Source organism: Desulfofarcimen acetoxidans DSM 771, from assembly GCF_000024205.1.
Lineage (GTDB): Bacteria > Bacillota > Desulfotomaculia > Desulfotomaculales > Desulfofarciminaceae > Desulfofarcimen > Desulfofarcimen acetoxidans.
In genome coordinates this window covers 4,406,895-4,430,976 of record NC_013216.1, presented here as the reverse complement: position 1 = coordinate 4,430,976, position 24,082 = coordinate 4,406,895, and the positions used below count along the sequence as shown (strand labels likewise).

At 45.5% G+C, this 24,082-nt stretch carries 29 protein-coding genes; 5 read left to right on the top strand and 24 right to left on the bottom strand.

Going from position 1 to position 24,082, the window contains the following annotated elements; genetic code table 11:
* The first annotated feature begins 8 nt into the window (after positions 1-8).
* The 5 genes from DTOX_RS20570 to DTOX_RS20550 all read left to right on the top strand — a co-directional run bounded on the left by DTOX_RS20570 (position 9) and on the right by DTOX_RS20550 (position 5,752).
* Positions 9-1,649 (top strand): bifunctional diguanylate cyclase/phosphohydrolase, encoded by a 1,641-nt coding sequence (locus DTOX_RS20570; protein ID WP_242652490.1) that lies wholly within the window; start codon positions 9-11, stop codon positions 1,647-1,649.
* A gap of 381 nt (positions 1,650-2,030) precedes the next feature.
* Positions 2,031-2,282 (top strand): HNH endonuclease signature motif containing protein, encoded by a 252-nt coding sequence (locus DTOX_RS20565; protein ID WP_157863031.1) that lies wholly within the window; start codon positions 2,031-2,033, stop codon positions 2,280-2,282.
* 198 nt (positions 2,283-2,480) lie between these two features.
* Positions 2,481-3,083 (top strand): restriction endonuclease subunit S domain-containing protein, encoded by a 603-nt coding sequence (locus DTOX_RS20560; protein ID WP_015759600.1) that lies wholly within the window; start codon positions 2,481-2,483, stop codon positions 3,081-3,083.
* The gene (locus DTOX_RS20555) at positions 3,083-4,666 is read left to right on the top strand and encodes a type I restriction-modification system subunit M (protein ID WP_015759599.1); all 1,584 of its coding nucleotides are present in this window, start codon (positions 3,083-3,085) and stop codon (positions 4,664-4,666) included. Before DTOX_RS20560 ends, DTOX_RS20555 begins: the two co-directional genes overlap by 1 nt.
* A gap of 237 nt (positions 4,667-4,903) precedes the next feature.
* A complete protein-coding gene (locus DTOX_RS20550; protein WP_174260369.1) occupies positions 4,904-5,752 on the top strand; it encodes a restriction endonuclease subunit S in 849 nt (282 codons plus the stop codon).
* 80 nt (positions 5,753-5,832) lie between these two features.
* On the opposite strand, the gene DTOX_RS23330 is transcribed toward DTOX_RS20550, so the two are convergent.
* The 24 genes from DTOX_RS23330 to DTOX_RS20440 all read right to left on the bottom strand — a co-directional run bounded on the left by DTOX_RS23330 (position 5,833) and on the right by DTOX_RS20440 (position 24,063).
* On the bottom strand, positions 5,833-5,991 hold the full coding sequence (locus tag DTOX_RS23330) for a hypothetical protein (protein ID WP_015759596.1): 159 nt from the start codon (positions 5,989-5,991) through the stop codon (positions 5,833-5,835).
* Positions 5,988-7,097: an RNA-directed DNA polymerase gene (locus DTOX_RS20545; protein ID WP_015759595.1), complete on the bottom strand. Its 1,110-nt coding sequence runs from the start codon at positions 7,095-7,097 to the stop codon at positions 5,988-5,990. Before DTOX_RS20545 ends, DTOX_RS23330 begins: the two co-directional genes overlap by 4 nt.
* A 317-nt stretch (positions 7,098-7,414) precedes the next feature.
* Positions 7,415-7,756, bottom strand: coding sequence for a diversity-generating retroelement protein Avd (avd, locus tag DTOX_RS20540; protein WP_015759594.1), 342 nt, complete (start codon positions 7,754-7,756; stop codon positions 7,415-7,417).
* Between the two features lie 68 nt (positions 7,757-7,824).
* Positions 7,825-8,817, bottom strand: a complete 993-nt coding sequence (locus DTOX_RS20535) for a formylglycine-generating enzyme family protein (protein ID WP_015759593.1) — start codon at positions 8,815-8,817, stop codon at positions 7,825-7,827.
* Entirely contained in the window at positions 8,817-9,194 is a 378-nt protein-coding gene (locus tag DTOX_RS20530) for a hypothetical protein (protein WP_015759592.1), read from the bottom strand. The genes DTOX_RS20535 and DTOX_RS20530 overlap by 1 nt, the downstream gene beginning before the upstream one ends.
* 12 nt (positions 9,195-9,206) lie before the next feature.
* Complete coding sequence (locus DTOX_RS20525) at positions 9,207-9,716, bottom strand: hypothetical protein (RefSeq protein ID WP_015759591.1); 510 nt, start codon at positions 9,714-9,716, stop codon at positions 9,207-9,209.
* Positions 9,717-9,719: 3 nt separating this feature from the next.
* Positions 9,720-10,019, bottom strand: coding sequence for a hypothetical protein (locus tag DTOX_RS20520; protein ID WP_015759590.1), 300 nt, complete (start codon positions 10,017-10,019; stop codon positions 9,720-9,722).
* The gene (locus DTOX_RS20515) at positions 10,019-10,273 is read right to left on the bottom strand and encodes a hypothetical protein (protein WP_015759589.1); all 255 of its coding nucleotides are present in this window, start codon (positions 10,271-10,273) and stop codon (positions 10,019-10,021) included. The genes DTOX_RS20520 and DTOX_RS20515 overlap by 1 nt, the downstream gene beginning before the upstream one ends.
* Positions 10,273-11,214 (bottom strand): putative phage tail protein, encoded by a 942-nt coding sequence (locus DTOX_RS20510; protein ID WP_015759588.1) that lies wholly within the window; start codon positions 11,212-11,214, stop codon positions 10,273-10,275. The genes DTOX_RS20515 and DTOX_RS20510 overlap by 1 nt, the downstream gene beginning before the upstream one ends.
* Complete coding sequence (locus DTOX_RS20505; protein ID WP_015759587.1) at positions 11,211-12,341, bottom strand: baseplate J/gp47 family protein; 1,131 nt, start codon at positions 12,339-12,341, stop codon at positions 11,211-11,213. Before DTOX_RS20505 ends, DTOX_RS20510 begins: the two co-directional genes overlap by 4 nt.
* Complete coding sequence (locus DTOX_RS20500; protein WP_015759586.1) at positions 12,341-12,799, bottom strand: DUF2634 domain-containing protein; 459 nt, start codon at positions 12,797-12,799, stop codon at positions 12,341-12,343. Before DTOX_RS20500 ends, DTOX_RS20505 begins: the two co-directional genes overlap by 1 nt.
* Positions 12,792-13,208: a hypothetical protein gene (locus DTOX_RS20495; RefSeq protein ID WP_015759585.1), complete on the bottom strand. Its 417-nt coding sequence runs from the start codon at positions 13,206-13,208 to the stop codon at positions 12,792-12,794. The genes DTOX_RS20500 and DTOX_RS20495 overlap by 8 nt, the downstream gene beginning before the upstream one ends.
* Positions 13,192-14,190 carry an XkdQ/YqbQ family protein gene (locus DTOX_RS20490; RefSeq protein WP_015759584.1) on the bottom strand — a complete coding sequence of 333 codons (999 nt, stop codon included), beginning with the start codon at positions 14,188-14,190 and terminating at the stop codon, positions 13,192-13,194. The genes DTOX_RS20495 and DTOX_RS20490 overlap by 17 nt, the downstream gene beginning before the upstream one ends.
* On the bottom strand, positions 14,187-14,840 hold the full coding sequence (locus tag DTOX_RS20485) for a LysM peptidoglycan-binding domain-containing protein (protein WP_015759583.1): 654 nt from the start codon (positions 14,838-14,840) through the stop codon (positions 14,187-14,189). The genes DTOX_RS20490 and DTOX_RS20485 overlap by 4 nt, the downstream gene beginning before the upstream one ends.
* Positions 14,841-14,851: 11 nt before the next feature.
* Positions 14,852-19,288, bottom strand: a complete 4,437-nt coding sequence (locus DTOX_RS21815; RefSeq protein WP_015759582.1) for a phage tail tape measure protein — start codon at positions 19,286-19,288, stop codon at positions 14,852-14,854.
* A complete protein-coding gene (locus DTOX_RS23325; protein ID WP_015759581.1) occupies positions 19,281-19,439 on the bottom strand; it encodes a hypothetical protein in 159 nt (52 codons plus the stop codon). Before DTOX_RS23325 ends, DTOX_RS21815 begins: the two co-directional genes overlap by 8 nt.
* Positions 19,440-19,453: 14 nt before the next feature.
* Positions 19,454-19,858: a phage tail assembly chaperone gene (locus DTOX_RS20475; RefSeq protein ID WP_015759580.1), complete on the bottom strand. Its 405-nt coding sequence runs from the start codon at positions 19,856-19,858 to the stop codon at positions 19,454-19,456.
* 6 nt (positions 19,859-19,864) lie between these two features.
* Positions 19,865-20,323 carry a phage tail tube protein gene (locus DTOX_RS20470; RefSeq protein WP_015759579.1) on the bottom strand — a complete coding sequence of 153 codons (459 nt, stop codon included), beginning with the start codon at positions 20,321-20,323 and terminating at the stop codon, positions 19,865-19,867.
* A 15-nt stretch (positions 20,324-20,338) separates the two neighbouring features.
* Positions 20,339-21,787, bottom strand: a complete 1,449-nt coding sequence (locus tag DTOX_RS20465) for a phage tail sheath family protein (protein WP_015759578.1) — start codon at positions 21,785-21,787, stop codon at positions 20,339-20,341.
* A 1-nt stretch (position 21,788) separates the two neighbouring features.
* Positions 21,789-22,004, bottom strand: coding sequence for a YqzN/YkzM domain-containing protein (locus DTOX_RS20460; protein ID WP_015759577.1), 216 nt, complete (start codon positions 22,002-22,004; stop codon positions 21,789-21,791).
* An 11-nt stretch (positions 22,005-22,015) separates the two neighbouring features.
* The gene (locus DTOX_RS20455) at positions 22,016-22,858 is read right to left on the bottom strand and encodes a hypothetical protein (RefSeq protein WP_015759576.1); all 843 of its coding nucleotides are present in this window, start codon (positions 22,856-22,858) and stop codon (positions 22,016-22,018) included.
* A gap of 3 nt (positions 22,859-22,861) precedes the next feature.
* Entirely contained in the window at positions 22,862-23,293 is a 432-nt protein-coding gene (locus tag DTOX_RS20450; protein WP_015759575.1) for a hypothetical protein, read from the bottom strand.
* Between the two features lie 27 nt (positions 23,294-23,320).
* Entirely contained in the window at positions 23,321-23,704 is a 384-nt protein-coding gene (locus tag DTOX_RS20445; RefSeq protein ID WP_015759574.1) for a hypothetical protein, read from the bottom strand.
* A complete protein-coding gene (locus DTOX_RS20440) occupies positions 23,704-24,063 on the bottom strand; it encodes a hypothetical protein (RefSeq protein ID WP_015759573.1) in 360 nt (119 codons plus the stop codon). Before DTOX_RS20440 ends, DTOX_RS20445 begins: the two co-directional genes overlap by 1 nt.
* Positions 24,064-24,082 lie beyond the last annotated feature (19 nt).

Sequence of the window (24,082 nt, the reverse complement as noted above, 5' to 3'; positions counted from 1 at the left end):
TCGATACTATGGAGAGGAATTGTATTGTAATGATAAATCCTGATTTTGATCGCAAGCTATTTGAAAAGGAGTTTGAAATTTTAGAAAAAGCCAGAGCGGATATAGAATCAGACATATTCAATAATATTGATAATAAACTCCTTTTAGATTATAAAACAATGGTATCCCATTATGAAAAATTACTTAACTTAACCAGGAAAATTTTTAAGATCAGCGATATTCAGGGAGAGAATCTAATAAAGCGTGAAAATGAAATAAAAAGCCTGCTGGATAACGCCGGTCAGGGATTTCTAACCTTTGGAAAGGATTTGACAGTTGATAGAGAATATAGCGCTGAGTGTATTCGTATTTTTGGAAAAAAGATAGGCAATTGTAATATTCTAAGTCTCTTAAAGAGTGAGGATTCCAATCAAAATGAAATTTTTGCAAAAAATTTTAGGAATATATGGGAAACCGCTGATCCTGTCCTGCATTCGGAATCCCTTAATCAGTTGCCTGAAATGATTAAAATAAATAGCCTATACCTGACTCTTCAACCTAAACTTATTTATTCAAACGATAATAAAAGAACGAATCAGCCTCTTGTAATGCTTATTCTCACCGATATTACCGAAAAATACAAGGCTCAGGAGCAGGTGGAATATTTAAATTATCATGATAAATTGACAGGCCTTTTTAACCGTGCCTATATTGATGCGTGGCTGGAAAATTCTCAGCCACGCGATAATTTTCCTCTCGGTATTATATTTGCTGATATGAATGGAATGAAATTAACAAACGATGTGTTTGGGCATGCTCAGGGAGATCAGCTGTTGCTGAAAATGGCACAGGTCTTGCTGTATTGTTGCCGGGAAAAGGATATTGTAGCCCGCTGGGGTGGTGACGAGTTTTTAATATTATTGCCCGAAACGGATATGGAAGGGTGCGCTAAAGTTTGCGAGCATATTAAGATGGCTTGTAAACGGGAAGAGGGACTGCCTCTTGAGCTTAGCGTTGCCTTGGGAATAGCCGCACAAGAACAGCCCGGCAGCAGTGTCGTGCATTTGTTTGGTGTGGCGGAAAAAAGAATGTACAGGAACAAGCTTTTAGAGAATAAGGAAACGAGACGCAAAATTATTTTAGCAATGAATGAGATTCTTCGCACCAGGTGTTACGAAGATGATGAACATATAGAAAGACTCAAAGCTTCAGCAGCCGGTTTTGCGCAAATATTAGGATTTAATGCGGAGTCAAGCGAAATGCAAAATTTAATGCTGCTTGCCGATTTACATGATGTAGGTAAGGTTGCTATACCTCAGGAGATATTAGGGAAACCGGGTGCCTTGCTGCCCGGCGAGTACAAAATAGTTCGCGGTCATAGTGAAACTGGCTTTCGTGTTGCTCAATGCATAGGAGAAATAGCAGTGGGAGAAGCTATTTTGGCGCTTCATGAGCGTTGGGACGGGCAGGGTTATCCTTTAGGTATCCAGGGACAACAAATCCCTCTAATATCACGTATAATGGCGATAGTAGTTGCCTTTGACGTAATGACTCATGACCAGCCCTACCGTCAAGCCATGAGTAAAGAGGAGGCGCTCGGAGAACTTAAAAAAGGTACCGGAAGCCAATTTGATCCGATAATTACAAGGATGTTTATTGATAATTTTTAAAGATTTAAATTAAGGCATTATCGTTTCAATCAGCGATAATGCCTTAATTATTCATGTTAAGCAGTAACAAATAAAAAAATGTTGACAGAGGAAAATGTTTTGTTACAATATAATTATTGGTTTTAGCCCTTTTCTAGAGATGGCTGAAGCAACAGAAACAGGGACAAAAAACAAGTCCAGGAACAGGCCATTCTTGGACTTGGCGCTGAAAATCAGCTCATGTTTTTTAGGTAATCACATAATATCGTAAAATACCGGTAAAGGCAATGGTATTTCTGGCTTACTGGTGAAGGCGTTTTGTCTCGGAAAGGAGAAACTATGGGACATCAACCAAATCGGACGTTAGTGAATGAGCCATTTAATCCGCGGACGATCTTAGCCGTGTGGAACAAGGCCGCCGTTGTCCCCGAATGCAACCAGAGCGAGTTCAGGAAAGACAGGTGTGGTGCATTGATGCGGTTTGCCGATTACGACAATGTCAATTCTATTTTCGGCTGGGAAATTGACCACGAGAAGCCGGTAGCCAGGGGCGGAACAGATGACTTAGATAACCTCCAGCCGTTGCACTGGCGCAATAATCGGGGTAAAAGCGATAGCTGGCCGGATTGGAATTGTTCACATCCGGCCAGGTAGTTAGTCTGCCGCGCCGCCCTCGCAGCTGCTGCGGAAAACAACAACAGAACAAAAAGATATTTATTTTAGTAATCTATTTTTTAAAAAGTTAATTTGTCTAAATGCCAAAGCCACTCTTAAAATAGCAGTGGCTTTGGTTTCCGTTTATTTAAACCGGCTTAGTGTGTTCTCCTATATTTCGCTGAAGGGAGTGAAAAAGTGACGACAACAAGAAAGGTAAAACTTAAGGAGATAGCCAATATATTAAATGGTATGCCTGATACCAGGCTGCCGGAAAAAGCAAAAGCCGTGGGTGCGTTAAGATATAACTTTATTCAGCCGAACCATTTAGGAATATTTAATGATATATATAGTGTCTCGGAAATAAGAAGATATGTTTCTGTTGATGAAAACTATTTCGTGAGAAAGAATGATATTTTACTGAAACGCCTGAATCCGGATATTGCAACGCTTATAATGGAGGATATGATAAACACGGTCTTTTCAAGCAATCTCTTTGTTATACGTGTGCGTAATGACTATTGCCCTGCCTATATAGCCTGCCTGCTGGAGAGCCATGGTTTGAATTGGCTGAACAGCAATATTGTCGGCTCTGTTGCAGCCATTAGATCAGTTTCTGCAAAGTCATTGGCGGATTTAGATATTTCCTCCATAGAATACGATAAGCAAAAGGCAATTGGTCGGATGTGGCTGCTGTATAAAAAACGAAGAAAACTGCTTGCAAATATGATTGAAGAAGATCAAAGGCTTATGGTCGCAATAATAAACAGTATTGCGGTCGGTACTAAGGAGGAAGTATAATGGCAACTACGAGGAAAGACATCGAGGCAGCTATTTGGAGAGGTGCTAATACTTTCAGAGGAGCTATAGATGCGGCCAATTATAAAGACTATATTTTGCCTATGCTTTTTGTAAAGTATCTGAGTGATTCTTATCTGGAAAAAGTAGAAAAGCTAGAGCAAAAATATAATGACCCGGTGAGGGCAGAAAGAGCGATAAACAGACTTCCCTTTGCCATTAAGGAAAAACACAGGTTTTCCTGGCTTTATCAAAACAGGTATAACGACAACCTGGGGGAACTCATCAATATTGCTTTACGTGGGATAGAAGACGATAATCCCTCACTGTTTACCGGGGTATTTAGAAATATTGATTTTAACAGCGAAGCCATGCTGGGCAATCATAATCAAAAAAACACCAGGTTAAGGGAATTGCTTGAGGATTTTGAACCTCTTGATTTGCGTCCTTCCGCTATTGAGCCCGAGGAAGGCAAGGTGGCGGCTGATACCATAGGCGATGCATATGAATATATGATCGGAGAGTTTGCCAGACAGGCAGGTAAAAAAGCCGGATCTTTTTTTACCCCGTCTGAGGTATCCGAGCTGATAGCACGCATCGTCAATCCCAAAATAAGCGATACCATGTACGATCCGACGTGCGGTTCCGGATCTCTGCTCATCAGAACCGGAAAAAAAGCCATTGAAAAGGAAAATGGCAATATAAAGACCCTGGCCCTCTATGGGCAGGAAATGAACGGGTCTTCCTGGTCTATGGCCAAAATGAATATGTTTCTTCATGAAATAATGGATGCCAGGATTGCCTGGGGTGACTCACTGGCTAACCCCATGCATTTGGATCCCGATGGAAATCTTATGCAGTTTGATGTTATCGTAGCCAATATGCCTTTTTCTCAGGATAAATGGGCGGCGGGATTTAATACCGGTGGCGAAATGACCGGCAAAGGCAAACAATTTAAAATGGAAGCATCCCTTGATAAATTTCACCGCTTTGACTGGGGAGTTCCCCCTGCCAGCAAAGGTGATTGGGCATTTTTGCTGCATATGATAGCCAGTCTTAAAAGCGGTGGCAGGATTGCCGCCGTTGCTCCCCATGGTGTTTTGTTTAGAGGTGCGTCCGAAGGAAGGATAAGGCAGGCTGTAATTGAGAGAAATCTATTGGACGCAGTTATTGGTCTTCCTGCCAACCTGTTTTACGGTACCGGTATTCCGGCCTGTATCCTGGTTTTTAAGAAAAACCGCAACCGTAATGATGTGCTTTTTATTGACGCGTCCGGCAAAGATGAAAAGGGCCATCTTCGCTACAGGAAGGATAAAAATCAGAACAGGTTGGAAACAAAACACATAGAGGATATTGTAAAAGCTTATGAGACTCGTTCGGATATTATAAAACTAGCTCATGTGGCAACCTTGGATGAGATAAAAGCCAACGAATATAATCTTAATATCCCTCGGTATGTTGATACTTTTGAGGAAGAAGACCTGGTGAATATAGAAGAGGTAAAAAACAATATAGCCAATATCCAAAAGGAGCTTGCCGAAGTGGAAGCACAGATGGCCGAATATCTTAAGGAGTTGGGACTATGAGCAATTTAAAAATTTTCCATGATGATTTGTTGGGTATATGTTTAAAAGAGGAATCACCTATTTATTCTTGCCACCCGGCGATTCATCCAGTAAGCAATAAAAAATAAAAGAAGCAAGCGATAAAGAATGATTTTAGCCGGGGTGCTTGGCTCACCGTTTGGTTTTAAAAAATTTACAATTATTGTCAAAGTTTGGTCTAAGAAGAGGGGCAGGAAACATTGATTGCAGGTGAGAGTTGTGAAAAGGAATAGTAGGTTTTCCATAATAAGAGAAAGATGTGAAAAATACCCGAACGATTGGGTAATTGCAAAATTAGGTAATTTGCTTGAAAGAGTTAGAATGCCTGTTAAGGTTATTGCTAATTGTGAGTATCAAGAAATTGGTATTCGTTCTCATGGCAAAGGACTATTTTATAAAGAACCCATTAAAGGAAGCGATTTGGGGAACAAATCCGTTTTTTGGATTGAGGCGGACTGCTTAATTATTAATATTGTTTTTGCATGGGAGCAAGCCGTTGCCATTACTACCGCCCGAGAAAAAGGAATGATTGCTTCGCACAGATTTCCGATGTGGAAGTCAAAAGGAAATATAGAACTAAATTATTTACTCAAGTTTTTTTTAACTCCGTTTGGTAAAAATCTTCTTGAATTAGCCTCACCTGGTGGAGCAGGGAGAAATAAAACACTTGGACAGGATGAATTTAATAAAATTTTGGTCTGCATACCTTCAAACATTGAAGAACAACAAAAAATAGTTAAAATTTTCACTACTTGGGATAAGGCTATCGAATTAAAAGAAAAGCTTATCTTAGAGAAAAAGAACCAGAAAAAGTGGCTGATGCAGAACCTGCTTACAGGCAAAAAACGCCTTTCCAGCTTCACAGATGAGTGGCAAGAAGTGCGGTTGGGAGATGTATTTAAATTTGAAGGGGGACTTTCAGCGTCAAGAAATGAATTACATATGGACGAAGGTATCTGTTATCTTCATTATGGTGACATTCATAAATCAAATAAGTTATGTATTGACGTTGTGGCGTTGCGGATAGACTGCGAAAAATTTGCGGATAGACTGCGAAAAATTTTTTAAAAAATGGTTTAAAGACCGTTTAAATATGTTTTAAACGGTCTTTCCCGGTGCAGCGTCTCAAATCCATCACTTTACAAATACTAACTCACAGCATCTCGCATCAATTCATTAATCATATTCTCTTGTTCCATAGTATCGTTAATAAGTTTTGCTATAACTTCGTTTTGCTTTATAATTATCCTTTCCTGCTGGTTTATTAACTCCAACAAATCCAATAAGTTTTTTAGTTTATTATTCATAACAAAATCTCTCCTTGTAATTGTGACTGCTGCGTGCTATCACGCGCCCAAGTCAGATCACCAAATAACTTTTCTCGTAAATTATAACTATCACAGTGCTTCAGAATACCCAAATAACTTTGCACAGTGGCGTTAACTTCCTTAAAATCAGCTTCACCTACAGCATAAAGCCCCTGCAGGTACTTTAAACGTGCCTTCATTCTTTGGGCTGTAGATTTTCTTAGCTTAACGTGAGTAGGCCAAACTCGGTACCCAATCCAGTCAATTCCTTGGGTATTGGTTCTGACGCAGGTTTTATTATTTAACTTAAGCCTTAGGTTGCGATCTAGAAACTCCTCAATCTCTTCCTTGATATGCCAAAGATACTTTTTATCATTGTGAAGTATTAAGACGTCGTCCATGTAGCGCATATAGTATTTAATTTGCAGGTTATGCTTGGCATACTGATCCAGCTCATTCAAATATAGATTAGCAATCATCTGACTGGTTAAATTCCCAATCGGTATACCGACCTCACCTGTCAGTTCACATTCAAAGCCCTCCGCATCCAATGGGAGACCAAACCAGGTATGTTCACACCGGACAATTTCTTCTAAAAGCCATATCAAATCATAATCCCCTATAATGCGCTCCAGAATATTCATTATAATGTCATGATCCACTCGGTAAAAATACTTTGTCATGTCTGCTTTGAGGACATAAATTCTCCCATGGCGTCTTTCCAGGTATCTCAGCCAATATTGAAGTTGCTTAACAGCCCTATGAGAACCATAGCCCGTACGACAAGCATAAGAGTGGCTTATATAGCGTTTATTTAGCAGCGGGTTTAGTGTCCTATATACAGACCATTGCACTATCCGATCCCCAAAAGGCAACGCCATAACAAGTCGTTTCTTAGGTTCGTACACAAAGGATTTCCGATACGGACTAACTCTGTAAGATTTAGATATTAACTCTTCTTCGGCTTGAATTAAGTTTTCTCCAAGATTAGCGGTATACTTTAAAACTTCATTTCTATATCTCTTTCTTTTTCTTGCCTTTAAGTAGGATTGGTATAAGCCCTCAAAACTACAAATACTGGAGTATAAATTACTATAATGCTTCACCTTTTCTACCCCCTAAGGAGGGGCCGGGCGTAACACTCTTCGCCCAATGGCTACTAACTGTCTTCCCGGCAATATAGTTTTTTGCCGGTCCAAAATAGATCGCGGCAGGGAGATAGGCCCCTTTGTCCCCCGGTACTGGATACCACCCCTTGAGGCAGTAACTTCTGACTATGGGGGCGAAGCGGAGCGGAAGCCACGATTCGTGTTCGTGTTCGTTCGGGTGTTGTTCAGGTTCAAGTACAGTAGGCCAGCATCGGCCCCATTCGACCGATTGCCACCACGATTCGGCAACCGCGAACGGCCTATCCCCGTAAAAATTATTTCTTTGCTGATTTTATCCAACCGCCTAACATGCGACCAATCTCGTTGAGCATCTTACTCCAGTTTTCATATTTACTTACTGATAGATATTTAAGTTCCTTATCGACTGCGAGCCGGATAAAAGTTCTTAATATATCCAGCTCAACGTCTATATCCTGTAATGTCGTTTTCTTGTAGTATTTTTTATTAGCTTGAATGATTAAGCTTAGCATCCTATACATACTTTCCCTGATATTAGCGGCCATGACATGCTTTTCATATCTGGGGAACTGTTTTAAACAAATATTACCATACAAAATCATATCGTGAGTCTTTTGCAAAATCTTTAAATCTTCCATGGTACCTCCGTTGGGTTTACGTGTGCCCTATCGGGCACACGTCAGATATCCAGAAATCAGAATTCAGATTACAAAACATAAGCGGAGCGGAAGCCACGAAACGTGTACGCGGTCGTACGGGTGCTGTTCAGGTCCAAGCACAGTAGGCCAGCACCGGCCCCAAGCGACCGAGCGCCACCACGAAACGGCAACCGCTCTCCGGTTACATCCACATAAATTCGGTCATCTTTTATTTTAGAAACATCCACAGGGGGATAAATTGCTAGATATCGCAAAAGATCGGGTACGGTTACCCCATTTGCCACAGCCATACTCTTAAATGCATGGTATTTTGTTCCACTAGCTGCGGTTAACTGGTCATTTAATGTTATTGTATTACCAATAATATCCATGTATTTACCTGCGTCTACCCACCCAATTATGTTCCCTTCTGCATTTCCGGTATTAAAATTATTGTTGTTATGAACATAGATGCGGCCATCAATAAGCTTTAGGCCGTCAACCCACTCGATTAAATTTCCCCTCAAATCCGCTATTCCTCCATGCGAAGAGTCGTGGTTCCACGTCACCGGGCCCGTACCTACCAACGTTTTATCATCGCTTTCTTTCACTCCGTGCTCCCATGGGGCTTCATAAGATGCGCCATAATTATCGTTGCCGCGAGGCTGATAATTATTTGCTATGCACCAATGAGCGATGTATGACCATTCCGCATTGGTAAATAGATGCCAACCTGGACCTTTCGCAAAGCAAGCTGCTCTGGCAGAATCAAAACTCATGCTGTGCGCTGCCTTTTGTCCAGGGATGCTGTACGCCCGACCGTCATGGATTATGTTGAGATACTTACTTACCCATATTTCTGACTTCTCTGCGCCATCTACCAGGAATGCTGGGTGCACCACATTCGGGCCACCGCTGATTACGTCACTGATTTTACCTTTTGGAATGCAAACCATAATGCTGGGGTTGCCTTTATCATCATACATTACCGTATTTTTGCCGCCAGTCATTGCCTCTACAGCCTGCCTGTATGTGTCCTTGATCGAAAATACGAATGACATTATATACCACCTTCCTGTTCTAGCCTATCGCTAATGGTGCCGGGTAAGCCCCATAGATGCAGTTCCACTTTTGACATGTTTAATGGTAGAACTACTAATTCCTGGACCTGGTTACCCTCTTCATCGACCTGATCCGTGTCTTGCATTTCTTTTTCTGAAGCTGGCACCATCACAGTGGCCACGTACCAACTGCCGACACCTTCCGCTACTCGCTGATAGTCCTTGTCCAGGCAAAAATCTACTGTGCGCTTTTTTTCTCCCTGACGTTCCTGCAAATCTACCGATACACTACCTACCTCTGGCACACTTAAAGTTAAAACAGTGCCTAACAAAGAATAATCGGCCTTGGGTCCAGAATTAACATTACATACAATCATATTTTTAACCTCCTACATAATTGTTGGATTAATTAACGTCCACATAAAAGTAACGAACCCAGCTGAGCCAGTCATTTTTACCTTAAAGCCATTTTGCGCCTTGTCATAAGCGATTAAATATCCCGCAGCTCCCATGTCACCGTTTAAAATAGTCAGCTGAACATCGTAGTTTGGCGAATTTAGCTGTGCATATGATTTAACTGGCATACTCACTAACACGTATGGGTACTCACTTGTGAAATACTTTTCACCAGTACCGGTTATGGTAGCTTGTCCCTGCAGCAGGCGTTGATTTCTGTACCTATCCAGTTCACCGGCAACAGCATGGACAGCTTGCATACTTTCGGCATTGGCAATACCTAAATCATAGAGAGCACGAAGGATGCCGGCTTCCATGTTATTTAGGTTGACCTCATTCACCGGCGTGCCTTCGACAAGCACCTCACCGGTTTGGGAATCCACTACCCGATCCTCCCATTCCAGGGGCTCATATGATTGATTTCTCAAGTCTGCTATTGACAAAACTTACACCTCCTCTGTAATAGTGAATCGAAACTCCAGTAGCAGTCCTTTCCCGGCCTCGTGCAGCTGGGGATCCGTTCTCTGGGCCACCACCTGGCCATCGCTGCCCAACAACCTTGCCCTTGTCACGGTGCCGGTGGGGTCATTCTGGGTGAGATATATATGCTTTCTCACCGTTGTGCCGGATACAATGGAGCGCCTGATCTTCGCCGGCCTTGTCACTCCGCCGATGGTGTAGTCGGCGCTGACGGCAAGTTTGTCCAAGGTATTAGCCAGCGTTTGCAATGTGTAGTTTGTGAACATTATTTTACCTCCTCTCCCGCATGGACAGTGCCACACGGAACTGTTTGGCAATAACCGGATGAAGCAGAGCCGGAGGAATCCACGTTTTTCCGCGCTAAGCTGCCAGCTATGGAAACAAAAGGAAATGTCCCCGTCATGGGTGGATCAGCTTCTCCGGCCAGCAAGACAGGGGATGCCCTGATGGTCGCCGAAAACAAGCTGCCGGTACTGGTGTTCCAAGGTACTGTACCGGCATAAAGGGCATGTATAAACATTATGCTGCCTCCTCTCCTGCGTGGATAGTGCCGCAGGGATACATGTGGCCATGGCCGGTTGTGATGCTACCGGCCAGTGTTGTCGGCTGCGATGCCACACCGCCCACACTCACCCCAGCCAGCGGGAACAGGCAGGCGCCGGTGTGAGCCGCGCATCCGGCCTTTGCTGCGGCCCGCGCCAGGGCACCAGGGCTGCTGACTGTCGGTATTATACCGGTAGTATTCGGGCCAGACCGAGGGAAGACGCAGACGCCGACACGATGCCCAGCTACGGGGACAACTGCCGCCCTGGCCACACTGCCAACGCTCACTCCGATATGGGGAAAAATGTAAAGGCCAGTAAGGGCAGCTGCCCGGGTGAACACATGGCCCGCTTTCAGTTGACCGGGCGTGTTCCATCGGGGCCAGCGCCCAGTCATAGCCGTACCAACTTTAAGTTCTAAGTCAACCTTGCCTCTAATCTTGTGGTTGGCATAAACGTAATATCCGGATTCTTCAATATCGGGGATGAGGTGAAATAGATAGCCAAGGTGCGCCGGTCTGTGACGTTCCAAAAGAACAATCAAGGGACCAAAATTATAAATATCTTCCTCCGAATAGACTATAAAAGGTAATCTCAGCCCACCCCGAATAAGTGTAATCGTTGGCTCAACCGCCTGTAACATTGTTAATAGACTGGTTCTTCCACTACGCTTTTTAGCTAAAACCAATTGTCTTCTTGTCTGCAAATTAAGGCTTTCATTAACAGGTAAGCCATACTTCTCCTCATAAAAAGTTAATCCCCAGGTAGCAGTTAATGTAAAAAATTGATTTAATGTCTCATTAAGAGCATAGTTAAATTTATCAATTTCTATGCCCTGAGCTTCTATGATGGTGTTCATAATACGGGATTCCCCATAGTAGGGAGGTAGGTAGGTTAACATCCTATCTTTAGCTATCATACATAAATCACACTCCCCAGGGCGGCTAATTGGGTAATTCCAAGAACAATATTATCTCTTTTTCCGTCAAGTAATAGATCGCCCATGTCAAGCACTCCCAGAGCGTTTGTAATTTCCGCCTCGGCCTTCTTCGTTCTGATGATTCCACCTGGATTAATCTTTTTAAAATAGTTACTAAGGGAAATTTCTGCATTGGTTTTTCCTTGATCGAGTGTATACCCGGCTCCAACTGTTAACCCTGGAATTGTGGCGTTTATGGTTATTACTTCAGCTGTCACAACTGTGACGCGTGCACCGATAGGGGCTTTTCCTTCGCCCAGTCCTAGACTGCCGGGATCAAGGTGATTTTGCACTGCGTCAACGGTAGCTTTGGGCGCATCTCTTCCATCAGGGTCCAATATTACAACCCTAACAGTGCCCTCTCCCTGCCAGAGTGGCTCAACTAATACATTGCCAACGCCAGCCACTTCTTTAGCCCATATTTCATAATCAGCTGAGTTGCCGTCTCCTTCGTCTTTTTGGCATTCTTTTAAGATGCGCTCTCTCAGCAACTCTTTATCTTCCTCATCTAAACCACCTGTTGTAGGTTTTTCATTGGTAACACTTTTAATGCCTGATATTGGTTTTGTTAAAATACTAATGGCACCAACCGAAACGTTACCGGATTTACCAGGCACCACTGCTTTAATATCAGCATAACCTATCCCGTTTACATCTAAGGTTACCTCACCAATAGTTGTAAACTCTATTGATACCGTACCGGTAGCAAGATCTGCCGGCGTAGCCACAGCAATGCCTACTGAGAAATTAGCTCCAGGGGTACCTACAATCTTAAGTGGATTTCCTTTTTCTATTGTGCCCGTAGCACTAACGGCAGATCGAGTCTCAATACCATCTTCAGCAGCCTTAAGCTTCAGGTATTCCCCGTATGTTGTTGCAATAAAACCTCTTTTTAGGATTTCTTGCGCCTGGATGTAGGCAAGAGCAAGCTCAATAGCAACGGGACTTAATGAGTCCCAAATATAACTGCCTTCGCTTGTATCCAAATCGGCTGGGACATTGCTTAACATGCGTTGCAAAATAACTTCCTCAGTTTGATCTGTTAAAAAATCGGGTAGGGTAGCCATCAGTTAATCACCACGTTTCCGTTAACAGTACCGGATTCGCCCAGGATATTGGTTACTTCACAGGTGAAATAACACCGATCTTCTACCCAGTTGAACTTAAAATTGCCCACTAATTTTGTCCTGGGATCAACCTTGAGGCACTCGGTGGCAATCCGTGTAATCTCGCTTTCATTAGCAGGTTGCGACAGCTGCCGGGAAATAAGTTCTTCGAACTCCTGGCCATGATTACGACTGTATATCAAGAAACGATATCTTACAGTCATCAGCGCTTTATTACACCACTCCAACCAAGCCTCAATGCCCTGGTTTTCTGTCACTTTACCGGTAGGGGTTAAAACAAATTCACCGGCTTCAAAATCAAAGCGCCAACTTTTACCAAATTTAACCTGGCTGGATTGGGTTTCAGATAATTCTGATGTTGTTGTTTCAACTTGGGTTGTTGGGAATAAATTAGGCATTAGCTATCACCTTCGCAATAACAACTGCGTCCTGGCCACCGTTTACCGGTACTGCCAGTACGCGATCGCCGGGTTTAATATCCGCTTTAAGTTCCAGGTGAACTTCGTCCACCTCACGGGTAAGGAAGTCATAGCGGGTTAAGGATGTAGTTTTAGCACCAGGAAGGTCGATACCCTGGTCATTCACCGGGCTTGTTGCTGTGCCAACAAGAGAAAAAACCGGGAAGTGTATCTTCACCAGCCAGTCGGCTACAAGGTAATCCTGGATTTCGTGTTTAAAGCTATCAAGCTTAAGCCCTGAAGCTGTTATTGTTCCAAGCTCGCACAGCACTCCGGAGACGGACCGTGCAACGTGACCAGCCATGCGCATTTCCAAAATAGATGCCAATTGTTTAAAAGGATCGGGCATAGTACCGCCTCCTGATGTAATCTTCCGATGCCAATACTGCTGTCATATGCCCGGGACTTCCCAGTTCATGCTTAATTGATGCGACCAGCAGTTCCATGGAGTTGAATTGCACCTTATCTCCGGCCCGGATGGCGTTTATATCAATACCTGTAACGGTAAATGTCTCTTGTACTCCCGATAATAAATCTTCACCTGCAGACTTGGCAGCACCGGAATCGGTGAGCTTGCTGTCGGATAGCACTTTTTGCAGGGTGCCATACTTATCCGTCTCACCTTTAACTAAGGCAAGAACCGGGGACCGCTGGTCCTCCGGTGCATTACCTAAAACCTTAACCTGTGTAACCGCTCCTTCCAATGTCCGGAGTTGGCCAATTTCTTCAATATTTTGCTCTTTCTCCAGTACCCAGACCGTTTCATTGCTACCTAATGCGAGCAGTTCAAGGCCTTCAGGTGTCATTCGAGGCCGATACATTTTGCCACCTTTAGTAACTGTCTCTTTTAAATCTGACATAATCATTGACCAAATAGGCTGCGCCCGGTATATTGCTTTTGCTAAGGGTATGCCTGTATCTGTTATCTGGCCCAGTGGGATTCCCCAATCTGAAGCGTATTGCCGCAGCCGTTGGCTAGCCGTTTGACCCGCAGAGAAGAGGTACTCATCTTCGCTTTTTGCAATATAGATCATACGATCATATATTGTGACAGGGAGGTGTTTTTGACCCTTGGTTTGGCTATTACACTCCCATACAACTCCAGGATGCAGTAGATAGATCATGCTACTGCCGCCAAATGGAACCCCGGAAACTCGGGCTTCCTGCCCCGGCGCAATGCCGGGAAAATCTGATGTAATTATCATTTTCACTGTGGCTCGGTAAGCAATCTCATCAAGTGAGTCCTCCATGGTGACATTCTCTAACAATTCCCGAAGGAAATATTTATTGTCCAGGACGAACTCGTATTTATTAAGGCCGGGATTAATCATGCCGGCACCACCAGTTGTATACCAGAAGCTATTAAGGTTGGATCTGGTCCGATGATATCTTTATTTGCCTCATAGATTTCTCGCCAACGCCCACCGTCACCATATTGAAGTTTTGCAATTGCCCATAACGAATCACCTGGCTTGACTTTTATTTTCATTGGTACCGGCTTCAGGTCTGGTCTTGACTCATTTGCGGCCACACCTCCGATATCTGCGGGGGCAGCTGCTTCTGCTGTTGTCCTTACTTTGATTTCCCGCCAGGTACGGCAGGTTAGGTCATAGTACACGTCCCCGGGTTCTCCGCCTTTGAAAGTGCTAATATGAGCAGCCACAAGTATCAGCACGTTAATAATGGTATTGGTAATAATAAGCCTGACAGGACTGCGTCCCATAGCCCAGGAAGTTAACTGGTTCATAGCTTCCTGGGGGTCAGGGATATCCTGGTAGCTGCAATATGAAGAATCATAATAGACAGGAAAAAAAGAAGAGAAGGAAATCTCCTTCACTTTTTCACCCGTGGGAAAATCTACTTCTCCCAGGTTGATTATATTAGTCGTTTCGTATTGCTTTTCCCGCCGAATGGTTACTTCTCCCGGATTAACCGGTAGTTGGAGCTGCGGCCCGCCGGGGTCTATGAGGTAGAAGTCCATGGGCATCACCTCTATGCCTTGTTTTCATATGCTTTTTTAACTTCGTTCAGAACGCGCCAACCTATTTTCAAGGCAACTGCTTCTTCGTCTAAATCATTTGTTGTTAAGTTTACAGTAATGTCGTTAACCGTTATATTAATATCCCCTTTTGCGTTAACAGCAGAAGGGGGGGGAGCAGAATAATCTATAGGGGCGGGTACCGGTGTAATCCCTGCAAATCCGTCGAAGCCATTAGCCCTACCTACAAGTGCAGTGTTCTGTGCATAATTACCGGCACTTTGCACATGGTCATTGCTGATAAATCTCTTTACGGCACCGAAAAATCCGCCATCCGCATGAGCGCTAACCCCTAAATATTCTCCAGCCTGACGCCATAACTGCAGCGCAGGGCCTCTCCTTGCAGGTGACAGCGGAATAATTGCTTCTGGCCCATCCTCTGCTACCAATCCTAAATGAGGTCGCGTGAGAATGCCCCCGGCAGCATGTTTTGTAAAACGACCATACATATTATTTGCAGCTGCCTGACCAGCAAACGCCCCCAATCCCGCACCTACTGCGGCACCAACAAGTGCTGTCACAGGAGTTAAGAGTCCGGCCCCAACAAGTGCTCCACCTGCTGCCCCGGCTAATGCTCCACCTGCTATAGAGCCCAATGTAGAGCCTAGCTCTTTTATTAGTGTTTGCTTTTTATCGCTTGACCCAACTACTTCAGCTGCGGAAGCGAATAAAGCTAAAGGTACGGCTACCCTAGATAAAGTTTTAGTTATTGTGCTAAACCTTATGGATAGGTTTTTTGCCTCATGAGCTATTCTGCGGACCCTTTCCGCATCTTCTATCGTGCTGGTTTTAGCTATTTTTTTCTCATAGTTCTTGTGAATTTTATGAACAGATTTTTCATACCCACTTCTTGTGGACTCAAGACCCACAGCCGCATATTCTGCATTATTACCAACACCTTGTACGCTGTCGTTACTAAAGAAACTTTTTACCTTGCCCCAGGAACCTATTGCAATATTTTTCATACTCCCGAAAAATCCGCCATCCGCATGAGCGCTAACCCCTAAATATTCTCCAGCCTGACGCCATAACTGCAGCGCAGGGCCTCTCCTTGCAGGTGATAGCGGAATAATTGCTTCTGGCCCAGCCTCTGCTACCAATCCTAAGTGAGGTCGCATGAGAATGCCCCCGGCAGCATGTGCGGTTACAGGTGCCGCTGCGATGCTTGGCGTTGGAATAGTTGGCTGGGCAATCTTTACAGACTGCATACCGACAGCGAAGTTATTCATCAGCGTTGCACCCCAGGATGTTGCCCGGTCCACAATACCTGCAAATGGACTGTAAACCTGACTATCTAACCAACCAGACATACTCATCCCGGCACTGTCCCTGCCGTTGGCAAAATTAATCATCAAATTACGGCCCCAAGAGTCTGCCCGGTTAACAATGTCTGCGAACGGCTGATAAACCTGACTTTCCAGATATGCGCCAGTATTCATGCCCTGTCCTGTAGACACTCCGGTACTGGCTGCAGCAGGTGCCGGTCTTGCGGCATCAACTGTCTTACCACCGGCCCATTTTCCTACAGCATAGCCGCCTATGCCGCCAACAATGCCGCCAAGTGCTCCACCTATTGCCGTCCCTATGCCGGGGGCAATGACAGTTCCAATGGCAGCCCCTATCTTTGCCCCAGTAGCGCCACCAGCCCAGGCGCCGGCCATCCCCCCGCCAGCCTGGGCAGTAGCTTTTACCTTGTCATCTGCTTTGGATATACCATATGCTTCTACAGCTAGGGTAAGGGGTAAGGCGGCTTTGCTAGCCATTTTGCCAATCCCGGAAAATACCTTACCAGCCTTCGCCATGGCCGATGCTGTCTCAACTGCAGCAGGGGCAGCCTTCGCAGCAGCATTAGAAGAAATAACAGCCTCCGTCGTACTTATCGCCGCCTTATTATCTCCCAGACGTGGCAGGCCAAAGCGACCTCGAATATCGCCCATCCCTGCCGTCAGCGTTTCCTTGACAGCCCCAACGCCTTGCAGCGCTCTCTGTCCCGATTCCTTAATCTTGCTTAAAATACCAGTCCCAGGCCCGGGTAGTTTGCTAAAAACTTTCTCTAACTCATTGTATTGTCGCAACCTTCCGGTGTTTTGCAGAGATACTACCTTATCCCGGCTCTCAACCCTAGTCAGATCGATATTATCCCAGAATCGCTTGCCTGCAGGCTTATATCCCGCAGGCACATGCGCAGGAACACTTGCATTGAATAAATTTTCGGTTGCTGTAGCCGACTTGCCAGTTATTGTTCCAATTGCAGCAACTCTGCCTTCGGTCGCCGCTACTGACTCCATTGCACCTGTTGCTCTTCTTGCATTAATTTTCCCGACTGCCAATTTAACTCCCTTATAAGCGGCCTTGCCAGTACCCAGGCCGGTGCGTAATACCATGCCCCCGCCAAGTAGACTGGCACCCATAGCAAGACCGGCAGCTCCGGTAACATTACCATGCAAAAGCGCATCCACAGAACCTTTCGCCATTCCGCCCAGGGCAGTTATCCACGCTCTCATTGCAATCTCGGCAAGCTTGGTAAATACCTTTTCAGCCTGCTTACCGCCGTCACCAGAAACCCACTCATCCATACCCGCCATCATCTGGTCAAGCACGTAAACAATCTTGTCGCCCCAATTCATTTTCTGGAATGCCTTATCCTCAGAGAGACGATTAATAAAGCCTTCAACCTTTTTAGCAGCATTATCCGTCGCCTTGGTAATTTTAGGCATCATCTTTTCGGAAAATTCAGCTGCGCCTTCTGCAAGTCTCTTAATTGTAGGCAAAAACGGTAGCATTGCAGATATTTGTAAGGTTTCAATAGCGCCTTGAAACTGTTCGATCGCTCCCGCAGCATTGTTCATCTTCTCTTTAGCTACATCAAGAGCAGTTACTTTACTCATTTCCTCATTGAACTTTTTGACTCCATCAGCACCCTCTTTATAGAGGATATTGGCTGCTCTAATAGCATCTGAGCCAAACATAGTTTCCAAATATGCCATGCGCTGCTGATCCGTCAAATCCTTCATAGAGTTGCGCAAAGTGCCCGCAATACTATCTAAAGATTTTAGCTTTCCTTCGGCGGTAAAAAACTGATTTGCACCATCTGCGGTCAACATGCCAAGCTTTCTAAATAGTTCTATCTGTTCCTTAGTCCTCGGCTGTAGATTCGAGAGCATAGTTTTTAAAGATGTCCCGGCATCCGATCCTTTTAAGCCGTTTAGCGCAAATAGGCCCAGCGCGCTATTCGTGTCCCTAAATATCATACCTATTCCTGCAGCAACAGAAGAAACCGCAGCCAGCGAATAGCGCAGTTCTGCTACTGTTGTGGCAGACCTATTTGCCGTACCTGCCAATATGTTTGCTGCCTCAGCAGGCTTTATTGCATCGTCTTTGAAAGCATTGAGAGCTGTAGACATAATTTCAGCTGCATCCGCCAGCCCCAGTTCTCCGGCAGTGGCGAGATTAAGCGCAGCCTCCAAACCACCGGCCCTTACTGCAGCCGGGGTTAAACCTGATTTTAAAAGCTCCTCAATACCCTGGGCTGCCTCCAGTGCGTTATATTTTGTATCGGCACCCATTTTCATAGCTAGAGTTTGCATTTCCGCCATTTCTTTAGCTGACAATCCAGATAGTGCTTTAATGCTTGACATTTGCGCCTCAAAGCTAATGGCTTTACTGAGTGAATTTGCAGCCAGTATACCCGGACCCAGGGTTGCCGCACCTAAACCAACCATACCAAGAGGGCTACTCAGAGTACCAGTTATACGATTTACAACCTTACTTACCTCATCTTTTGCCTGTATCGTAACCGTCCAGGCTCTGGACGTCATATTCCGGAGGGTACTGCCTACCTGCCTGGCTTTCCAAGTAACCATATCCATCAGCGTAACCTTCGGCTCGGCCGCAAAGTTATCCAGCTTCCTGGCCTCACTCATAGCCCTAGTAAGCTGCCCGAAAAGCTCACCACGAAGTTCTGCAACAGGTCCGGCCCGCACACCGTTCAGGGCGGCTAGGGACGCCTTTGCCTTAACAATCTCGTCAATCAGAGGCCCCTTCATACTGGCCACTGCCTCAAACTTACCCTTATCTAAAGCATTGAGTGCCGTATTCATGCGGCTAACTACGGAAGATACCTTGTCCTGTGCAGAAATAACAGGGGCAGCCGTCTCTAGGCTCAGCCTCTTAATCAGCGAATCAGCTTTAAGGACCTGGCTAGTCAGATTGTCCCTTACCCGCATCATCGGCTCAATTTTTGCCTGATTCAGAGACTGGGCTGATTGGCGGGTGCGCTGCAGGCTCTGCCCAAACTTTTCTACAGTTCCCCTTGTTCTACCCAGAGCTGACCTCATTCGGTCCTGCATTTCCACCACCAGGTTTAATCGGTAATACTCTTGCTCAGCCATCTTGCTGCCCCTCCTTTCTGCGCCGGTTTTCTTCTTCGATAGCCAGTTTCGTGGACTCAATAAGAAAGATTTGCTCCCCGCGGGGCTTTTGCCAGAACTGGCCGGGGGTCAGCCCCTGCCTTTGGAACATAAAATGCAGCAGGTAGGCCAACCCTCCACGCTTTATTAGTTTTTTACTTCTTCCAGTTCAATTCCGAATCCGGAAAGATCCAGAACCGCGTCACCCAAAGCCGCCAGTTCACCTGCCAGCAGCATCTTCTTAAGCACACCTTCCGCACTGCTGGCCCGGTATTTCTCCAGCAGTTTCGGGTGATCCCATTTAGGTGATATAGTAGCCACAGTAATTAATTTACACTGGAACGCCTCATCATCCAGTCTCTCCTGAATCCTGCCACGCTTTTCCGACCGGAAAGTACATTCCTCACGCAGGGCAAATACCTTCTGTCCCTTCAAACCCCGTAGTTTAACCGGAATACCTAGCCTATTCAGCGGGTATACTTTTTCCGGCACATCTTCAGCATCAAGCATTCTCTGGAGAATCTGCTCTTCAGTTAGTTGATCAAAATCCATCAGTTTTTACCCCCTATTCTCAAATACATTAGCAATTGGGTCCAGCGGTTCCCACTCTTCAAAAGTGAAAGCCAGTTCTTCCGGGCAAACATTGCCAGCCTCCCACTCCACAAGCTGCAACAAGTCAAAAATGACATTTTTAAGCCGGACTCGCTCAAATCCGAACGCCTCAGGGTCATCAGTCTTGCTGATTAACTCGGTACGGGTCGTTACCGCCCGGTTGTCCAGAGTAACCGCCTGATTAAGAGTAGTCATCCGGCTGGTTACCTTAAAACCAGAAATAGTCCCTGTACCCTTTAAGCCAGTTACCTTGTGGCGAACCCATCTGTCCCCTGAAAGTTTTAATTCTTGCTTTTGGATTTCCACCTTGGCCGACATTTTATTAAAGTTAGTCAGCCACTCGCCGTTTTCATATACTGCACCATAAGAGCCATTTATGGTGCGAAAACTATCCAAAGCCGCCATTTAAGCTTCACCCCCTTAATTACTCATGATAATGCCGGTGCCAAAGATCTGCTCCATGTTGTCAACAATGTAGCAGTACCACTTGAAGTAAAATTGGTCTGCGCCGGCCAAAGACTGCAGGTCGGGGTCAACGTATACATCAAAGTCATTCTTGATAAGCCGGCCCTTGTTTAGCGTTTCGAAATATTTCTTTATGGCAACTATAACCGCGACCTTACCATCCTCATCATTAATTACCTTGCCAATATAGTCATTACGTCCGGCCTTCTGTAAATCTGTGTCAATGGCATCCATGATCCGGATTGCTTTCACTTTCTTCCACTGGTTGTTTTGACCGGTACGCAGGCTGGTCAAGGTATTGATACCCTTCTCAATTTTCACTTTTTCCCCGTCATGCACCAGCACAATGGTCCCGGACTGTATCGCTGAAATAATCTGGTTGTTCGTCAGCCGGGGAATAACATCATCAAACGGAGAATCGGCGTATGTTAAGCTTTCCATCATTTGCTGGCCGCAAGCCTTACCAGCCACCCAGCAAGCCACCTGCGCGCTGGAAAGATTGGTCCCGTCAAGATTGGCACTGGTGCCCACGTTTAGCACGCCCTCATAATTAAAGCCCGCTGATCTGGTGTTGGCAGTTGCAATATCAGCGTCATCTGCTGCCTTTCCGCCCATACAACATACTGTCTTTTTGCCTTCTCCGCGCAGGCGCTCCACCCATGCTTTTACTGACGTTTGAAGAGAAGCGTCTGTAGTCCCGTCAAGGACAAAGGCATTGAATTGTCTGGCCTCAAAAGCCGTCAGGGCATCAATATAATGAGTATTTGTTATAGTGGCCACTCCGGCACTGCCGCCAGTGAGAGGTTGACTAACTATTGCTGCCAAAGTCCCGTTGCCTGCTGCTTTCTTTACAGCATCAATCCACTTGTTGCCGGAGTCATTGTTTATGGCTGCAATGGCATTATCCACGCCGCTGGCTCCCTTGGTGAAAGTAAAGGTATATAAAATTTGGGTGCTTTTGTATAGGACAATATCCTGCTTGTTAGCATCAACGGGATTGGCCCGCACCGTTACCTTAAATGCCCAGTCTGACTCATACCTAGTAATCAAGTCGATGACATCTACAGGAGTCACAGTTGTATCTTTGAGCGTAATAATACCCTTTGCCTCGCTACCGTCCACCAGGCGGTATCCCAAGACTGTATTGCACCCTCCCAGCAGAGCAAGCCGGACGCAGGTATAGGCCGTAAGATTCACTGCCACAGCAGTACCATAGGTGTCTATAAGCTCTTTTTCACTGGTAATCTCAACAACTTGTTTCTTTGGACCCCAGTTCGCCTTTACCGGCATGGCTAGAATTCCCCGTGCACCCGGAGTGATAGAGGCCAGCGCTGCCGCCTCAAAATTAACGTAAAATCCTGGCCTTACCTTGGCCTCTGTCAAACTCCACGCGCCACCCGCCATATTACCTCACACTCCTTATTAAAAAATTATTAATAGCATCCTGAACCTCAGCAACAGTTAACTCTTCAGCTGCATTTCCGTGCAAAGCACCGGCAACCACTTCCGGCATGACTCCAAAGATGGTCATGGCATTAGCCATCAATTCATCACGCGGGTACTTATCTTCTTGTGGTTGTACTTTTTCCGCTGAAATTATTTCTTCCTTGGATTCGAACATTTTCATACCTCCTATTGAATATTCCCTGTGCCAAGCAATTCCTTGAGAATTGGCGCTTCCCGAATTGGCCTTCTGACTATTCTGGACAGAGTTAGGGTTATTTGCCCTCTAGCCAGGGGATCACTCTGGCAGTCCCCCTTAACATCATCCACAGTCATATACTGCCTGGTGGTGAGATCCAGCGGTATTTTGACAGCCTTGGTCATTTCCTGCACTATAGAAACGACCGCGTTAATTTCTTGGCCGGAATTTGTCCCTAATACATGCCCTGCCAGAGTCTTGCGCACTTTTAGCGCTACAGCACCGAGACTTTCCCCCGGCTCTTGAATACCGGCTATCCTCCATAAAATCGCAGGCCTTTTATATCCCAGCGGCCACCGGCTACGGTAAACAGTCCATGCTTCACCCAGCAAAGCCTCTGTCCAGATCGCCAAGGTCTCCAGCCAGGGATCGTTTTCTGCCTCGGCCACGGACACCGGCTGCAGAGCCATGACAGCAAATCGCAGGCCCCTGGTGATAGCGTCCCATCCATCATCAACAAAATCAGCACCGGCATTACCAAGATATACACAGGAAAAAACCTCACCGTTCTCTGTGGTTAGCAATTGTTTATCTAAAGCAGCCACCACCAGAGACACCATCCCATCAACACCCTGGAATGATGTGCGGGAGAGGTAAGGCCAAACCTCCATAATTCGCCGGAAGTTAGTCCATGGAGTGTCTTCAACTTCCGCCCCCTGGCGTATAACCAGATAAGGTTTTGGCGTTTTAGCATTAGCCGCATGCGGCTCATACACACGCTCCTGGATTTTGGATATTTTATTGATTAGTTGCTGCCTGATTGCTGCCCGCATTGTTTAGTCCTCCCAGTAATCCAGTATATTTTTCCGGATGCGAGGTATATGAACATCTATAGCAGGGGCTATGATCGGATGAGCTTTCATCCCTGGATGAAGGACCTCATTAACTGGGTGAGGAGCACCGGTCCAAAACAAAGCTTTTTTATCTTTGGGAACAATTTTATAAGGTTTCCCTTGCGGACCATGGATTCCGGTACCCGTTTCAAGATATGAGCCATATTCCTTGCCATGGGCAAGATATAAGACAATTTCTTCTCCATGATCTTCAACCCCAGCGTGGATGCCCTGACGTGCATGGCCGGTACGATCAACCCAGGAAGCGTGTTCCTTGGCATAACTTTCAAGTAGCCCCGTGAAACTTTGCAGCAGGGCATAGAGGCCGACTATTTTACGTTCGGTATGTTCGATTGCTTTATCACCAAACCCCATAGGAATCAACTCTCTTTTAATTGACCTTTAAATAACCATCTCCAGTTCTGCCTGGTACCCGACCACCTGCCCCTGGACCCTTTGCGGATATACCGACTTGATAACAAAAAAGCCCATGTCCGGGACTTCAAATTCATCCCGGACATGGGAGCCTGCCCGCAGATCCGCCTGCCAATCTGCCAGCAAAGCCCAATCATGAACAAGCTCCTTAGTGCCTACCAAATGTGATTCAATCCTATTTCCATTTCCATTAACCTGAAAAATCCGGACGACAAGAGAACCTACCTGAGATGGGATATCATTAAAATATCCATTCGCTTCGACCTTTTCCGTCCGGTTGATGATGATGGTTACAGGATTCTGATTGATTGACCAAATAGTATTTTTGCGCCTTACCGTCACCAGGTCCATTAGATGACCTCCGGTTTACTCAGTTTCAGAATAGCGCCGGACAAAACCTTGCCGCCGGCTGTCGCTGTGCCCAGAGAAGCATATTGGCTTGCCATGGTTACAGCATGGGACAGTTGATCTTTCAATGATGTCAAATCATACTTTTCTTGACCCACGCTGTAGCTCTCGATATCACCTTGCAGCAGGCTGGCTTTAATAATCCAACCCTTGCTGGCTGCCTGATAAACATTGTCGGCTTCGGTTAGTAGCTCCTCAAGTTCCGAGTTTAGAAACCTGGTGTCGGTGTCTGTACCTCCGGCAGGAATAGTCTCATTCAAATATTTTCTAAGCCTGGTTAGCAGTTCCGGGGTAGGCGTCATTATCAGCACCGCCTTTCTA

Bases quoted from the DNA above. Each gene is read 5' to 3' on its own strand.
- DTOX_RS20570 (WP_242652490.1), top strand. From the start codon at position 9: ATGGAGAGGAATTGTATTGTAATGATAAATCCTGATTTTGATCGCAAG.
- DTOX_RS20555 (WP_015759599.1), top strand. From the start codon at position 3,083: ATGGCAACTACGAGGAAAGACATCGAGGCAGCTATTTGGAGAGGTGCT.
- DTOX_RS23330 (WP_015759596.1), bottom strand. From the start codon at position 5,991: ATGAATAATAAACTAAAAAACTTATTGGATTTGTTGGAGTTAATAAAC.
- avd (WP_015759594.1), bottom strand. From the start codon at position 7,756: ATGGAAGATTTAAAGATTTTGCAAAAGACTCACGATATGATTTTGTAT.
- DTOX_RS20535 (WP_015759593.1), bottom strand. From the start codon at position 8,817: ATGTCATTCGTATTTTCGATCAAGGACACATACAGGCAGGCTGTAGAG.
- DTOX_RS20530 (WP_015759592.1), bottom strand. From the start codon at position 9,194: ATGATTGTATGTAATGTTAATTCTGGACCCAAGGCCGATTATTCTTTG.
- DTOX_RS20520 (WP_015759590.1), bottom strand. From the start codon at position 10,019: ATGTTCACAAACTACACATTGCAAACGCTGGCTAATACCTTGGACAAA.
- DTOX_RS20515 (WP_015759589.1), bottom strand. From the start codon at position 10,273: ATGTTTATACATGCCCTTTATGCCGGTACAGTACCTTGGAACACCAGT.
- DTOX_RS20510 (WP_015759588.1), bottom strand. From the start codon at position 11,214: ATGATAGCTAAAGATAGGATGTTAACCTACCTACCTCCCTACTATGGG.
- DTOX_RS20505 (WP_015759587.1), bottom strand. From the start codon at position 12,341: ATGGCTACCCTACCCGATTTTTTAACAGATCAAACTGAGGAAGTTATT.
- DTOX_RS20500 (WP_015759586.1), bottom strand. From the start codon at position 12,799: ATGCCTAATTTATTCCCAACAACCCAAGTTGAAACAACAACATCAGAA.
- DTOX_RS20495 (WP_015759585.1), bottom strand. From the start codon at position 13,208: ATGCCCGATCCTTTTAAACAATTGGCATCTATTTTGGAAATGCGCATG.
- DTOX_RS20490 (WP_015759584.1), bottom strand. From the start codon at position 14,190: ATGATTAATCCCGGCCTTAATAAATACGAGTTCGTCCTGGACAATAAA.
- DTOX_RS20485 (WP_015759583.1), bottom strand. From the start codon at position 14,840: ATGGACTTCTACCTCATAGACCCCGGCGGGCCGCAGCTCCAACTACCG.
- DTOX_RS21815 (WP_015759582.1), bottom strand. From the start codon at position 19,288: ATGGCTGAGCAAGAGTATTACCGATTAAACCTGGTGGTGGAAATGCAG.
- DTOX_RS20475 (WP_015759580.1), bottom strand. From the start codon at position 19,858: ATGGATTTTGATCAACTAACTGAAGAGCAGATTCTCCAGAGAATGCTT.
- DTOX_RS20470 (WP_015759579.1), bottom strand. From the start codon at position 20,323: ATGGCGGCTTTGGATAGTTTTCGCACCATAAATGGCTCTTATGGTGCA.
- DTOX_RS20465 (WP_015759578.1), bottom strand. From the start codon at position 21,787: ATGGCGGGTGGCGCGTGGAGTTTGACAGAGGCCAAGGTAAGGCCAGGA.
- DTOX_RS20460 (WP_015759577.1), bottom strand. From the start codon at position 22,004: ATGTTCGAATCCAAGGAAGAAATAATTTCAGCGGAAAAAGTACAACCA.
- DTOX_RS20455 (WP_015759576.1), bottom strand. From the start codon at position 22,858: ATGCGGGCAGCAATCAGGCAGCAACTAATCAATAAAATATCCAAAATC.
- DTOX_RS20450 (WP_015759575.1), bottom strand. From the start codon at position 23,293: ATGGGGTTTGGTGATAAAGCAATCGAACATACCGAACGTAAAATAGTC.
- DTOX_RS20445 (WP_015759574.1), bottom strand. From the start codon at position 23,704: ATGGACCTGGTGACGGTAAGGCGCAAAAATACTATTTGGTCAATCAAT.
- DTOX_RS20440 (WP_015759573.1), bottom strand. From the start codon at position 24,063: ATGACGCCTACCCCGGAACTGCTAACCAGGCTTAGAAAATATTTGAAT.